Source organism: Pseudomonas sp. 05L36 (assembly GCF_056398125.1).
This window is the reverse complement of the sequence record NZ_JBFTOU010000034.1, coordinates 1-14,450: the sequence shown is the minus strand read 5'-3', so window position 1 is coordinate 14,450 and position 14,450 is coordinate 1. Positions and strand designations below refer to the sequence as shown.

Annotated in this window: 13 protein-coding genes; 5 read left to right on the top strand and 8 right to left on the bottom strand. The window is 62.0% G+C overall.

The window, feature by feature from the left end:
• Positions 1–69 precede the first annotated feature (69 nt).
• Positions 70–744 carry a YciC family protein gene (locus AC1DKH_RS26800; protein ID WP_477755000.1) on the top strand — a complete coding sequence of 225 codons (675 nt, stop codon included), beginning with the start codon at positions 70–72 and terminating at the stop codon, positions 742–744.
• A 66-nt stretch (positions 745–810) separates the two neighbouring features.
• Complete coding sequence (locus AC1DKH_RS26795) at positions 811–1,890, top strand: endonuclease/exonuclease/phosphatase family protein (RefSeq protein WP_477799830.1); 1,080 nt, start codon at positions 811–813, stop codon at positions 1,888–1,890.
• A 135-nt stretch (positions 1,891–2,025) separates the two neighbouring features.
• Here AC1DKH_RS26795 and AC1DKH_RS26790 read toward each other — a convergent pair whose 3' ends face one another.
• The 5 genes from AC1DKH_RS26790 to AC1DKH_RS26770 form a co-directional block, all read right to left on the bottom strand.
• The gene (locus tag AC1DKH_RS26790; RefSeq protein WP_007975815.1) at positions 2,026–2,859 is read right to left on the bottom strand and encodes an ABC transporter ATP-binding protein; all 834 of its coding nucleotides are present in this window, start codon (positions 2,857–2,859) and stop codon (positions 2,026–2,028) included.
• Positions 2,847–3,650, bottom strand: coding sequence for an ABC transporter permease (locus AC1DKH_RS26785; RefSeq protein WP_007990681.1), 804 nt, complete (start codon positions 3,648–3,650; stop codon positions 2,847–2,849). The genes AC1DKH_RS26790 and AC1DKH_RS26785 overlap by 13 nt, the downstream gene beginning before the upstream one ends.
• 8 nt (positions 3,651–3,658) lie before the next feature.
• Positions 3,659–4,645 carry an ABC transporter substrate-binding protein gene (locus AC1DKH_RS26780; protein ID WP_477799829.1) on the bottom strand — a complete coding sequence of 329 codons (987 nt, stop codon included), beginning with the start codon at positions 4,643–4,645 and terminating at the stop codon, positions 3,659–3,661.
• A 389-nt stretch (positions 4,646–5,034) separates the two neighbouring features.
• Entirely contained in the window at positions 5,035–6,405 is a 1,371-nt protein-coding gene (locus AC1DKH_RS26775) for an aspartate aminotransferase family protein (RefSeq protein ID WP_477799828.1), read from the bottom strand.
• Between the two features lie 21 nt (positions 6,406–6,426).
• On the bottom strand, positions 6,427–7,917 hold the full coding sequence (locus AC1DKH_RS26770; protein WP_477799827.1) for an aldehyde dehydrogenase: 1,491 nt from the start codon (positions 7,915–7,917) through the stop codon (positions 6,427–6,429).
• A gap of 226 nt (positions 7,918–8,143) precedes the next feature.
• Between AC1DKH_RS26770 and AC1DKH_RS26765 the strand changes: the two genes are divergently transcribed.
• Positions 8,144–9,073: a LysR family transcriptional regulator gene (locus tag AC1DKH_RS26765; RefSeq protein WP_477799826.1), complete on the top strand. Its 930-nt coding sequence runs from the start codon at positions 8,144–8,146 to the stop codon at positions 9,071–9,073.
• Positions 9,074–9,162: 89 nt separating this feature from the next.
• Here AC1DKH_RS26765 and hrpB read toward each other — a convergent pair whose 3' ends face one another.
• Positions 9,163–11,679, bottom strand: coding sequence for an ATP-dependent helicase HrpB (gene hrpB / locus AC1DKH_RS26760; protein ID WP_477799825.1), 2,517 nt, complete (start codon positions 11,677–11,679; stop codon positions 9,163–9,165).
• 109 nt (positions 11,680–11,788) lie between these two features.
• Between hrpB and AC1DKH_RS26755 the strand changes: the two genes are divergently transcribed.
• Positions 11,789–12,208, top strand: coding sequence for a polyribonucleotide nucleotidyltransferase (locus tag AC1DKH_RS26755; RefSeq protein ID WP_477759722.1), 420 nt, complete (start codon positions 11,789–11,791; stop codon positions 12,206–12,208).
• 41 nt (positions 12,209–12,249) lie between these two features.
• On the top strand, positions 12,250–13,146 hold the full coding sequence (locus AC1DKH_RS26750) for a cation diffusion facilitator family transporter (protein ID WP_477755747.1): 897 nt from the start codon (positions 12,250–12,252) through the stop codon (positions 13,144–13,146).
• On the opposite strand, the gene AC1DKH_RS26745 is transcribed toward AC1DKH_RS26750, so the two are convergent.
• A complete protein-coding gene (locus AC1DKH_RS26745) occupies positions 13,140–14,183 on the bottom strand; it encodes a DUF6515 family protein (RefSeq protein WP_477799824.1) in 1,044 nt (347 codons plus the stop codon). The two genes, AC1DKH_RS26750 and AC1DKH_RS26745, sit on opposite strands and share 7 nt — an antisense overlap.
• A 155-nt stretch (positions 14,184–14,338) precedes the next feature.
• Positions 14,339–14,450 (bottom strand): integrase core domain-containing protein (locus AC1DKH_RS26740; protein ID WP_477798863.1); only part of this gene is annotated, 112 nt, incomplete at its 5' end.

Below are 14,450 nucleotides of genomic sequence, written 5' to 3'. Positions count from 1 at the left end.
TTACGTTTGCGTCCCCGAGCACTTGATCGGTTAAAGTGAGCGACTGCTTCCAACCTGCGATACCCACTGATGAATCCGTTAGATGTCCTGCGTGACTCGCTGTATTTCTTCAAGCGCAATCTTGGCCAGATCGTGCAGCTGTGCCTGCCGCTGGTGATGCTTGAGGCGCTGCTGCAACAAGTGGTCGACCACTCCACGGAGCCGGACAGTTTCCCCGGCATCAGCGTGATTGTCGGCTTGCTGGTGTACCCGCTGTACACCGCCGCGCTGATTCTGTTTCTCGACGCCCGCAGCCGCGGCGAGTCGCCGCGCAACCGCGACCTGCTGGCGACGGCGGCGAGCCTGTGGCCACGCTTCGCCCTGCTGACGGCGCTCAATACCGTGCTGATTCTGCTGGGCCTGTCACTGTACTTCCTGCCGGGTATCTACCTGATGGTGACCCTGGCATTTGGCGAATACCTGCTGGTGTTGCGTGGCCTGGCGCCGCTGGCAGCCATGAAGGAAAGCCTGCGCATGACCAAAGGTCATTTTCTGCGCATCCTGCTGTGCATCCTGAGTGTGATGGGGCCGTTGTGGCTGCTCAAGGGGGCAACCCTGGCGGTGTATCCGGAACCGCAAAACCCGGTGATCTCGCTGCTTATCGACAGCGCCCACAGTTTCCTGCAGCTGTTTACCAGCGTGGTGTTGTTCCGTCTGTTCATGCTGATCAACCCGTTGACTGAAAGAAATGACAGCTCGCTCTGACCTTGGGCGCGACCATCGCTCTCGGGTATGCTCGGGAACAATTTTGTAACGCCAATAAGCCGAGCCATGACCCGTCTACTGCGCTACACCCTGCTGGGCCTGCTGATCGTGATCGGCCTGATCGCCGTGATGATCTACAGCCTGACCTGGCGCCCCGACGCCAAAGAAGTTTTGCCAGTCAGTTGCAGCGCCCAGGCACCCACCCTGGTCCCCGGGCAGGCGTTGAAGGTGATGACCTGGAACGTCCAGTACCTTGCCGGCAAGCGTTACGTGTTCTGGAATGACCTGGCCGCCGGTCCCGACGAACGTCCCACAGCGGAAGACATGGCTTTCAGCCTCGACGAAGTGGCGCGGGTGATTCGCGACGAACAGCCGGACATCGTGCTGTTGCAGGAACTGGACGATGGCGCCAAGGCCAGTGATTACCAGCACCAGTTCAAACTGCTGCAAGAACGGCTCGCCGACTTGTATCCCTGTGGCACCAGCGCATTCGACTGGAAGGCCGATTTCGTGCCGAACCCGCACATTTTCGGCAGTGTCGGCCGGCAACTGGCGACCCTGAGCCGTTACCAGATCGAACATGCCGAACGGCTGCAACTGCCCATCGCCTCGGGAAATCCGGTCAGCAGCCAATTCAAACCCAAAGACGCCTTGCTGGTGAGCTACTTGCCGTTGAGTGATGGCGGACAAATAACGGTGCTCAATACCCATCTGGACCGCGCCACCCAAGCTGACAATGCCTTGCAAAACCAGGTGACCGCCGTGGTCAGGGCCCTCGATAAACTCGAAAGCCGTGGCACGCCGTGGCTGATCGGTGGGGACTTCAACCTGTTACCGCTGGGCCAGTATCGGCGCCTGTCCGATGCGCAACGCGCACCCTACTCCGCCGACAGCCCGCTACACCTGCTGTGGGACAAGTACCCGATGATCCCGAGCAACAATGAAGCCAGTGGTATCGACCGCGAACGCTGGCTGACCCATTACCCGAACGATCCCGGGCTGAACGGACCGGACCGGACCGTCGACTACCTGTTCTACAGCCCGCGGATCAAACGGGTGGAGGCGATGGTGCGGCAGGACGATACGTTGCGAATCTCCGATCATCTGCCGGTGATTGCGCGGTTCCTGTTGCCGGCTGCACCCTGACACCTCACTCCAGTCAGACACATAACCTGTGGGAGCGAGCTTGCTCGCGATAGCGGTTCATCAGACACAGATGTGTTGAATGTGCCGCCGCCATCGCGAGCAAGCTCGCTCCCACAGGGTCTGTGTATGCCCGACTTAATGCACCTCCTCCAGATCATCATGCAGCAACCCGAAGATCTCGCGCTTCATCTCGATGAACGAGCGCTCCATGACCATGTCCAGGTTGCGTGGACGCTCAATCGGCACATCCAATATCTGTTTGATCCGGCCAGGTCTGGCGCCCATGACGTAGACCCGATCGCCCAGCAGAATCGCCTCGTCGATGTCGTGGGTCACGAACAACACCGTCTTCTTGCTGTTGCCCCACACCCGCAGCAACAACTGCTGCATTTGCAGGCGCGTCTGGCTGTCGAGGGCGCCGAAGGGTTCGTCCATCAGCAGGATCTGCGGGTCGTTCGCCAGCGCCCGGGCAATCGCCACGCGTTGCATCATCCCGCCAGACAGCTGCTTGGCGTAGTTGTCGGCAAAGCCGCTCAGGCCCACCTCATTGACGTAGTAATCGACGATGTCCTTGCGTTGCGCCGCTGGCATGCCGCGCCGCTTGAGGCCGAACTCGACGTTCTGGCGCACCGTCAGCCACGGGAACAGCGTGTAGCTCTGGAACACCATGCCGCGATCCGCACCGGGGCCTTCCACCTGTTGGCCGCCGACGTAAATCTCGCCTGATGTCGGTTCGGCCAGGCCGGCGGTGAGGTATAGCAGGCTCGACTTCCCGCAACCCGAAGGCCCCACCAGTACCGCGAATTGCTGGTCCGGCACCTCGAACGACACTTCTTCCAACGCGGTAAAGGTACCGCCATCGGGTTTCTTGTAACGCAGGCTGACCTTGTCCACTTGCAGCCGAGGGGCGTTCACCGGGGCAGCCTGAGGGGCAACAAAACGATGAGTGGCGGCGGTTACTGAGCCCATGCGGTGATCCTCAGACGTAGGAAACGGAACAGTTGATCGGTGACCAGGCCCAGCAGGCCGATGATCGCGATGGCGAGGAAAATCACATCCACCTGAAAGCCACGCATGGCCTTGAGGCTCAGGTAACCCAGGCCACTGGAAGCGGCGACCAGTTCAGCCACCACCAGGTAAGTCCAGGCCCAGCCCATGGTCACCCGCAAAGTGTCGAGCACGCCCGGCAGGGACGCCGGGGCGATCACATGCAGCACCGCGTCACGACGGTTCGAACCGAGGGTATAGGAGGCATTGATCAGGTCCTTGGAGATGCCTTTGGACACGTCCGCGATCATCACCAGTTGCTGGAAGAACACGCCGAAGATGATCACCGACACCCGCTGCTCCAGACCGATGCCGATCCACAGGATGAACAGCGGCACGAACGAGGTCACCGGCAGGTAGCGAATGAAATTCACCAGTGGCTCAAGGAACGCCTGAACGATGCGGAAGCTGCCCATCAGCAGTCCCAGCGGTACCGCCACCAGGGACGACACGATGAAGCCGACCATCACCACTTCGACACTGGCCCACACATGCTGGCCGAGGGTGCCGTCGCGCCCCAGGCGCACGGCGGCCTCGACCACCGCGCCCGGCGTCGGCAGGAACATGCCCGGCACCACGCCACCGTAGGACAAGCCGGCCCACAGGCCGACCAACAGCACCCAGGCAAGACCGCTCGCGCTCCAGATCACCGAGACCGGCAATCCGGTCTTGGGCGTGATGCAACGGCTCAGCCATGAATTGCGCTTGAACATGCAGCCTCCTAGAGCGGGGTGACGAAGCGGTTGTCGATCAGGTCGTCATTGCTGACGTTGTAGGGCTTGCCTTGCAGCTCGCTGGCGGTCTCGTTGGCCAGCTTGATCAGCGGCGCGCTGTCACCCGGCTTGCCCGGTGCGCCCAGAAGTTTTTCGCTCATGGCCTGATCGTAGAAGCGCACGCCCTGGGCGGCGGCTTCCAGCTCCTTCGGATCGGCCAGGTAACCGCCAACGCCCTTGGCCATGATTTTGTAGGCTTCCTGTGGATGATCCTTGGTGTACTGCACGGCTTTATACAAACCGGCCACCAGTGCCTTGACGTCTTCCGGCTGTTTTTCGATGACGGTGCAGTTCAGTGCGACCACATCGACGATCACCCCCGGTGTGCTGCTGCTGTCGACCAGCACCTTGCCTTGCTTCTTGTCGCGAACCATCGACAGGTGCGGTTCCCAGGTCACGGCAGCCGGTACGCGACCGGCGATGAACGCGGTGGCGGCGTCGTCGGCCGTCATGTTCTGCACGGTGATGTCGCTCATTTTCATGCCGTTCTTTTTCAACAGATACGACAACCAGAATTGCGAAGTCGAACCTTCGTTTACTGCCACGGCCTGGCCCTTGAGCTCCTGCAGGTTCTTGACGTCCTTGCCGACCAGCACGCCGTCGCCGCCATGGCTGTCGTCCAGCGCGGCCACAGCCTTGAAGCAGAATTGCGGACGGTACTTGAGCACCTCGTCGATGGTCGACGCCGAGCCGGACAACTCGCCGGAGGCTTGTGCGGCCATGTACATCGCCGCTTCTTCGACCACCGGCAACTCGACGGTCAAACCGTTTTCCTTGAAGTAGCCAAGGTCCTGGGCCAGGTACAGGGTGCCGTAGCCGACCCAGGTGGTATGACCGATGGACAGGGTGCCGGCCTGGGCGCTGGTGGCGACCGTCGCGGCGATGGCGGTGACCGCCAGTGGATGGGCAACGCGCGTAAGCAAGGACTTGATCATGGAGCACTCCCAAAGCTGTTGATTTAGTTTTGTCATGGGCAGTACGGCGAGCTCTGAATCGGCTGCAACCTGTGGTCTCTCGGGGACCCTTCGGCGGGCAGCATTCGGCGGGCTGGCGAGATCGATGTTGGCCTAAGGGCGGGATTAGGAAAATGAGGAAATATGTGGATGCGAACGATGAAAAAACTCGTTAGCGCGCACTGCTAAAAGGCGGCAATGGCGAGGATGCACAAGGTCAGTGCAAGGCATGAAAAATGTGTTGAATCGGCCATAGCATTCGCGGGCAAGCCCGCTCCCACAGGTTATGTGTCGTGCCCAAAACGTGCGGCCGACACAAATCCTGTGGGAGCGGGCTTGCCCGCGAAGAGGCCCGCTAGAGCGCTACAAAGTCAGAGCCGGCCGTATTCCTGCGCCGTACGATCCACCGCTTTCAGGGTCTTGCTGATCAGCTCATCAATCTCTTCACGGCTGGCAATCAACGCCGGCGCCATGATCATCCGGCCCAAGGTCGAGCGAATGATCACCCCCTCCTCGAAACCAATGGTGCGGCAGCGCCAGGCGATGTCGTTCTCGTTGGCAAAGCGCTTGCGGCTGGTTTTGTCTTCAGCCAGTTGCAGCGCCGCGACCATGCCCGTGCCCTGGATATCGCCCACCAGCGGGTGCTTGCCGAACACTTCGCGCAGGCACTGTTGCAGGTACGGACCAATGTCATCCTTGACCCGCGTCACCACGCCTTCATCGCGCAGCGCCTTGAGGTTGGCAATCGCCACCGCCGCCGCCACCGGGTGCCCGGAATAGGTCAGGCCGTGGGCAAACACGCCACCCTGCTCCACCAGCACCGAGGCCATTTTCTTCGACAGGATCAAGCCGCCCATGGGGATGTAGCCCGAGGTCAGGCCCTTGGCGATGGACAGGGTGTCCGGCTCGAAACCGAAGTACTCGTGGGCGAACCATTCGCCGGTACGACCGAAGCCGCCGATCACTTCATCGGCGCACAGCAGCACGTCGTACTTGCGACAGATGCGCTGGATTTCCGGCCAGTAGCTTTCCGGCGGGAAGATCATGCCGCCGGCGCCCTGGAACGGCTCGGCGATGAAGCCTGCAACCTTGTCGGCGCCCAGTTCGAGAATCTTCGCTTCCAGCTGTTGCGCTGCACGCAGACCGAATTCCACCGGCGTGAGGTTGCCCTCATGAGCGAAGAAGTACGGCTCATCGATGTGCTCGATGTCCGGAATCATGCCGCCCATTTCGTGCATGAACTTCATGCCACCCAGTGCCGTCGCAGCCAGGGTCGAACCGTGGTAACCGTTCCAGCGGCCGATCATGATTTTCTTCTCGGGCTTGCCGAGCACCTGCCAGTAGCGACGCACCGTGCGGATCAACACCTCGTTGGCTTCGGAGCCTGAGTTGGTGTAGATCGCGTGGCTGTAGTGACCCGGCAGCAGGCTGAACAGCAGCTCGGACAGCTCGATCACCTGCGGGTGGGTGGTGTGGAAAAACATGTTGTAGTACGGCAGCTGCTCCAGTTGCTGGCTCGCAGCAAAGGCCAGGTCCTTGCGCCCGTAACCGAGGTTGGTGCACCACAACCCGGACATGCCGTCGAGGTAACGCCGGCCATCGTTGTCCCACAGGTGCAGGCGTTCGCCACGGACCATCACCCGTGGCCCCTCTTCGTTGAGGGCTTTCTGATCGACGAACGCATGGATGTGGTGCGCAGCGTCGGCGGCCTGGTAGTCGCGGGTGTCACGTGATGTGGTCATCGCCAGTTCTCCGTTTTGTTATCAGCGCAATTGAAACCAGGTGGTCTTCAACTGGGTGTATTTATCGAATGAATGCAGGGACAGGTCGCGGCCGAAACCCGACTGCTTGCCGCCGCCAAAAGGCACGGTCACGTCCAGCGCATCAACGCTGTTGACCGACACCGTACCGGCCCGCAATTGTCGGGCCACACGATGGGCGCGGTTGAGGTCGTCGGTCCACAGTGAAGCTGCCAGCCCGTAGACGCTGTCGTTGGCCAAGTGCAAGGCATGGGCCTCGTCGTCGAACGCCGTGACGGCCAGCACCGGGCCGAACACTTCATCGCGAAACAGCGGCATGTCCGGGGTCACGCCGGTAAAAATCGTCGGCTGAATGAAGTTGTCCGAGCCGTTGAAGATCGACTGCCGACCGCCACAAACCTTGGTCGCGCCTTGCTGCTCGGCCTGCTGGATGAATTTCATGATGCGCGCGGTCTGACGGCTGTCGACGATGGCCCCGGCGGCGCTCGACGGGTCCAGCGGATCCCCCGGCAACCAGCGCTCGGCCTGGGCCTTGAGGCGTTCGACGAACTCGTCATGAATCGAGCGTTGCACCAGCAATCGCGAGTTGGCCGAGCAGACTTCACCCTGATTGAAGAAGATGCCGAATGCGGCTTTCTCGGCCGCCAGATCCAGGTCCTGGCAATCGGCGAACACCAGGTTGGCGCTCTTGCCGCCGCACTCCAGCCACACCTGCTTGAGGTTCGACTGGGCCGAGTACTGCATGAAATATTTGCCGACTTCGGTGGAGCCGGTGAATACCAGGCAATCGACGTCCGGGTGCAGGCCGAGGGCCTTGCCTGTCTGCTCGCCGAGGCCCGGCAGCACGTTGAGTACACCTGGAGGAAGACCCGCCTCCAGCGCCAGCTCAGCCAGGCGCAGGGCGGAAAACGGCGACTGCTCGGCCGGTTTGAGGATTACCGAGTTACCGGCGGCCAGGGCCGGCGCGAGTTTCCACGCCGCCATGTCCAGGGGGAAATTCCACGGCACCACGGCCGCCACCACGCCGAGGGCTTCGCGGGTGATGGTCGCCAGCACGTTCTGCGCACTCGGCGCGACCTGATCGTAGAGTTTGTCGAGGCTTTCGGCGTACCAGCGGAACACCCCAGCGGCACCCGGCACGTCGATGTTGTAGGCGTCCGCGACAGGCTTGCCCATGTTCAGCGAGTCGAGCAGCGCCAGTTCTTCGCGGTTGTCGAGGATCAAGTCGGCCAGGCGCAACAGCACTTGCTTGCGTTCGGTCGGTGAACGCGCCGCCCAGGTACCCGCCTCGAAGACCTGCCGCGCATTACGCACCGCCGCGTTCACGTCTTCTTCGCCGCAAGCGACAACGTTGGCCAGGCATTGCCCGGTGGCAGGGTTGATCGCTGCGAAAGTCTGCCCCGACTGCGCCCCACGGTGCTGGCCGTCGATCACGGCATGGTCGGGAAACCGCAGGGATGCGACTTTGCGTTGCCAATACTCAAGCTCGAACACGTTCAGATGCTCCAGAGGACATTCTTGTGTATTGGATAGTCGCTCAGGCCCGAGCGGTGGAAAACCAGTAAAAATGTGTTCGCAGGCCAAGAAAAAACTACGTAGCCAATCTCCCTTCTGGCGCAGCATGTGGTTATTGTTCAACCACAACAAATCGCTACCCGAGCGGATAGGGGTGGCGCGCAAATTGCCAGGATGCCTGATCCGTTCTCCCCCGAGGTTTGCTGTGGCTGCCTACAATCTGCGTCAATTGAAATACTTCATCACCACCGTCGAATGCGGCAGCGTCGCCGAGGCCTCGCGCAAGCTGTACATCGCCCAGCCTTCGATCTCCACGGCCATCAAAGGGCTGGAAGACAGTTTCGGTGTGCAACTGCTGATCCGCCATCACGCCCAGGGCGTGTCGTTGACCCCCAGCGGTGCCCGCTTTTACCGCAAGGCCCAGGAGCTGCTGCGCATGGCCAAGGAGTTCGAGCAGAACGCCCTGGCCGACAACGACGTGGTGTCCGGGCAGATCGATATCGGCTGTTTCGAAACCGTCGCACCGCTGTACCTGCCGCAATTGATCGCCGGGTTTTCGGCGTTGTACCCGGGGGTGGAAATCCGCATCCGCGACGGCGAGCAACAAGAGCTGGTGCAGGGCCTGACTTCCGGTGCTTTCGATCTGGCGATCCTCTACGAGCACGACCTCGACGGCACCATCGCAACCGAACCCTTGATGCCGGCGCAACGGCCTTACGCATTGCTGCCGGCGGATCACCGCTTTGCCCAGCAGGCGCAGGTGTCGCTGCGGGACCTGTGCCTGGAGCCGATGATTCTTCTGGACGTGCAGCCGAGCCGGACCTACTTCGTCAGCCTGTTCGATGAGCTGGGCCTGACGCCACGCATTGCCTTCAGCTCACCGTCGATCGAGATGGTGCGCGGCATGGTTGGCCAGGGATTCGGTTTTTCGATCCTGGTGACCAAGCCGCATTCGGAGTGCACCTACGACGGGCAGAAAGTGGTGTGCGTGGACATCGCCGAAGACGTCACCGGTTCGGGGCTGGTGGCGGCATGGCTCAAGCGCGGGCAACTGACCAAACCGGCGCAGTTGTTCGCGGACTATTGCCGCGAACAGCTGACCGCAAAATCCGAAAGCTCAACGCCGTCCGTGTAGGAGCTGCCGCAGGCTGCGATCTTTTGACGTTGATTTTTTAAGATCAAAAGATCGCAGCCTGCGGCAGCTCCTACGTTATCGCGCTGCGATTACTTGCGCGGTTTGATCCGCGCGGTGGCTTCGGCCACCAGCGGATCATCCGGCCAGTAGTGCTTCGGGTACCGCCCCTTCAAATCCTTCTTCACTTCGGCGTAGGTGCTGCGCCAGAAGTTGGCCAGGTCCTGAGTCACCTGCACCGGCCGGCGCGCCGGGGACAACAGATGCAGCTTGACCACCTGCCGGCCCCCGGCGATGCGCGGGGTTTCGGCCAGGCCGAACAACTCCTGCAATCGCACCGCCAGAATCGGCGGCTGTTCGCTGTAGTCCAGACGAATCGACGAACCCGACGGCACGCTCAAATGATGCGGTGCCAGCTCGTCCAGGCGTTGTGGCAGCGGCCACGGCAGCTGGTTGTGGACGATGCTCGACAGGTCCAGATTGGCGAAGTGACTGAGCCGCGAAACCTTGCCCAGATACGGCATCAGCCAGTGCTCCAGACTCTTGAGCAACGCCGTGTCGCTGACATCCGGCCACTCGCTGTCACCCTTTCCGGCGAGGTCCAGTTGCCGCAACAACGCCACCCGCGCCTGCCACTGACGCAGCTCCGGGGTCCACGGCAACAGCTCCAGGCCTTTGCGCCGCACCAGGTTCACCAGCGCCTGACTGCGGGCGGTTTCGTCGAGGCCCGTGAGTGGCTCGCGACTGAGGATCAGTTCACCGACCTTGCGCTGACGCTCGGCCCGCAGCACGCCTTCACGCTCATCCCAATCCAGTTGATCGACGCAGCGCACCTGCTCTGCCAGCACTGAATCGAACAACGCCGGATCGAAGTCCGTCGCCAGGTAAATCCGCTCCTCACGCTGGCCCTGGCGACTGCCCAGATCGGCGATCACCAGCCACGGCTGCTTCATCAGACTGTCGGCCTCGGCGAACAGTGCGGCACGGCCGTTGGCCAAACGATACTCAGCGCCACCGGCACGTCGCTGTTGGGCGACACGGTCGGGATAGGCCAGCGCCAGCAACGCGCCGAGCCAGCGCGGATGATCCGGATCGCTGACCGGCTCCGCCGCTTTGCCGCGCAGGTAACCACGATACTGCCGCGCCAGTTGCCGTGCGCGCTGCACACCGCCCTGAGCACCCCGAGTGGCGCGCTCTTCGCCAGACAGCAGTACCAGTCGGCTGTGCAAGTCCGCCCCGCCGCCACGCAAGATATCGCGCTCGCCGAGCAGCGCCGCGACATCGCAGGCCATTTCCGCCAGACCCAGTGCCTGGCCACGCAACAGCAAATGCGCGATACGCGGATGCGCCGGCAGTTCGGCCATGGCCTGACCGTGGCGGGTCAATGCGTCCCCCTCCAGAGCTCCCAGGCGTTCGAGCAGGTCCTGAGCCTGTGCATAAGCGGCGGCCGGCGGCACGTCGAGCCACACCAGTTGCCCGGGCGTCACGCCCCAACGTCCCAGTTGCAAGGCCAGCCCGGCGAGGTCCGCCGAAAGGATCTCCGCACTGCCATAGGCCGCCAGTTGCTCGTGTTGGTCCTGGGACCACAAGCGATAACACACGCCCGGTTCCAGTCGCCCGGCCCGGCCCGCGCGCTGGGTGGCGCTGGCTTTGGAAATGCGCTGGGTGTCGAGGCGGGTCATGCCGCTGCCGGGGTCGAAACGCGGCACCCGTGCCAGCCCGGCATCGATCACCACGCGTACGCCGTTGATGGTCAAACTGGTTTCGGCGATGTTGGTGGCCAGCACCACTTTGCGCTTGCCCGCCGGTGCCGGATCGATTGCTGCCCGTTGCGCGGCGAGGTCGAGTTCACCGTGCAACGGACACAATAGAACCTGAGTGTTTTCACCCAAGGCATCGGCCAACTGCTGATACACGCGGCGGATTTCTGCCTGCCCCGGCAGGAACACCAGCACGCTGCCGGTCTCGTCGTTCAAGGCTTCGAGGATGGTCTGCACCAGACGCGGCTCGATGAATTCACCAGACTGGAACGGCCGGCCCCAGCGCATCGCCACCGGGTACATGCGCCCTTCGCTGCGCAGGATCGGCGCGTCGTCGAGCAACCCGGCCAAGCGTTCGCCTTCAAGCGTGGCGGACATCAAGAGGATTTTCAGCGGCTGATCGTCACGGAACAGTTCGCGGCCATTGAGGCTCAAGGCCAGCGCCAGATCAGCGTCGAGACTGCGCTCGTGAAATTCGTCGAAGATCAGCAGGCCCACGCCTTCCAGTGCCGGGTCGTCCTGCAAACGCCGGGTGAGAATGCCTTCGGTGACCACTTCGATGCGGGTGTTGGGGCCGACCTTGCTGTCGAGCCGAATGCGATAGCCCACGGTCTCGCCGACCTTCTCCCCCAGCTCATTGGCCAGCCGTTCCGCCGCTGCACGCGCGGCCAACCGGCGGGGTTCGAGCATCAGGATGGTCTGCCCGGCCAGCCACGGCTCGTTGAGCAAGACCAAAGGTACGCGGGTAGTTTTACCGGCGCCGGGCGGCGCTTCGAGCACGGCTTCGTGGCGTGTAGCGAGGGCTTCACGCAGAGCGGGTAAAACTTCATCGATCGGCAAAGAAATCATGCTGGCTCCAAAACAGAGGGCCGAGTATAACGGCGAACTGCAAGGCGTTCGTCAGGGTCTTAATTCATACCGACGACGTTTCGTTTCGAGATTACTCAGGAGATTTCAAATGCGTGCTCCCTTTCGCCTGATTGGCAGTGTTCTGGTCGCAACCTTGCTGACTCAAGTGACAGCCTGCGGTTCGATCTTCTACCCCGATCGCCGCGGCCAGATCGAAGGCAAGATCGACCCGGCCATCGCCGCGCTCGACGCCGTGGGCCTGTTGTTCTACATCATCCCCGGCCTGATCGCGTTTGCCGTGGACTTCGCCACTGGCGCGATTTATTTCGAGCCGGGCAAGACCGCCCAGGTCGATCCACAAAAACTCAAGGACGCCATCGGTCCCGACGGCAAGGTCGATAACCGCAAGTTGCAGACTATTCTGGAAAGCGAACTGGGCCGCAGCTTCCCGCTGGACGATCCACGCCTGATCCAGAGCAAAGGCAGCGCCCAACAACTGGCGATGTTCGGCCTGCAACCAGCCGCGTAATCCCTGCGCACCAAAGGAATCCTCAAGGAACGATGGCCACTATGACCTCCAGCTCCGAACACGCCCGCCTGCTGCGGCTGGCGACCCGTGCCTCGGTGGCGGTGGCGTGCACCTTGATCGTCGCCAAAGGCATCGCCTGGTGGCTGAGCGGCTCGGTGAGCATGCTCGCCGGGCTCACCGACTCGGCACTCGACGGCGTCACGTCATTGCTCAACCTGCTGGCGGTGCATTACGCCCTGCGCCCCGCCGACAATGATCATCGCTACGGGCACGGCAAGGCTGAGTCATTGGCAGGCATGGCCCAGGCGCTGTTCATTGGCGGCAGTGCGGTACTGATTGCGTTGCATGCCTATGATCGGCTGAAACACCCCGAACCGGTCGGCGCGCCGTGGATCAGCATCGGTGTGATTGTGTTCTCGCTCGCCCTGACCCTGGCCTTGCTGATGTTGCAACATCGGGTGGTCAAGGCAACCGGCTCCAACGCCGTGCGTGCCGACTCGCTGCATTACCGTTCGGACATATTGCTCAACGGCAGCATTCTGCTGGCGCTGGTACTGGCCGGGTTTGGCTGGGATCAGGTCGATGCCTGGTTTGGTCTGGGCATCGCCGCTTATATCTTTTGGAGCGCGGTGCAGATCGCCCGGGAGAGTTTTGCGGTGTTGATGGATGAAGAACTGCCGCCGGATGTCAGCCAGCACATGCTGGAATTGGCGTGCAGCGTGCCCGGTGTGTTGGGTGCGCATGACTTGCGTACGCGGATCTCCGGCAACCAGTGGTTTGTGCAGTTGCATCTGGAGTTGCCGGGGGAACTGACGCTGTCAGTCGCCCACGGCATCAGCGATCAGGCGGCCGCAGCCATTCACAGCGCCTACCCGCGCGCCGAAGTGCTGGTGCACGCCGACCCGCGGGAAGTGGTGAAAGCCGCCCGGGCTCAGTAATTCACCTGATAACCGCGACTGCTCAGGCAGTTGCCCTGAGCCTGTCGGTAGGCTTGCACCACCGCCGGGTCTGGCTGGTAGGTGGCGGTTCGTGGATCGAAACCACTCTGCTGCACCGCGTATTGATAGCACTCGTAACCATCCCGACTGACCTGCTCCGGCGACTGCCCGTTGGCTGGATATGCCTCCACGTCATAACCATTGTTGCCGGCGGGTGGTTGCGATTGGCCAACCGGCGGCTCGACCACGACGTAGTCCTGAGTGCTTTCCTGATAGGCGTAATAGGAGCCCGCCGCGAGGAACAGCAGCGCCCCGCCGATCCACAACTGCTGGGCGTAATCGGGCAGGTATCTGACTCGAATCCCGCGCGGTGGCTCTACCACCTCATAACGCGGGCCTAGCGGGCGATACCAGTAGCCACCGGAATAGTAGTAATCCATGCCACGGTAAGGCACGCGGAAGTTACGCTCGGGGAAGCGGTCGATCACCTGGCCGGGGCGATACCTGGGGCCTGCCCCCCAGCCGTTACCATGGCCACTCGGGCGCCCCTGCCAGTGATTGTCATTGGACGGTGCGCCTGTGTAGCCATTCCAGTGCTGGTTGTAATCGTTGCGACGCGGCTGATCCTGGTAGTAACCGCGCTGCGGCGGCTGGGTCTGGTGCACGGTGTCGGGGCGGGGCTGGATCGGCATGTCAGTGGCCGGCGCCTGCGGCGGTGGAGGCGGCGAGCGAACCCGGCTGTTGAAGTCCGGCGCTGGACGGTTCTGCCACTGACCATTGTTCTGATGTTGATTCTGGCCGTTGTGCTCGGACTGGCGGTTGTCATTGTTCTGCGCGCGGGGCTGATTCTGCTGCTGGCCGTTTTGCGGGTGCGGCTGGTTGTTGCCACCCTGGCCCTGGTTATCACCCTGATGCTCCCCCTGGCCATGTTGCCCGCCGTCATGGCCACGGTTTTGCTGCTCATCGGCCATCGTTTGCGCAGTGACACTGACACACAGCAAACCAACACCGGCCAAACGCCAGAAACGCGATTTCATGCTTTTCCTCATTAAGAGTCAGGGCCTGTACGTAAGACTGGGAAAGCACCGGCCGGTTCTGCAACAGGTTATCAGTCACGCAACTTATTTATTGAGGGTCGGGGGGCAAATTCCACACTGTCTAGTCCTGAAATAGGTTTACACCTGTTTCAGCCTCAAAACGCCCGATGCACCGCATCGGGCGTTTTGTATTTCAGCGACAGATGAGGCCGCTCGTTGTTATAGATCTGCACCGACTCGTTCACCATCCGGACGGCCTCTGCAAAA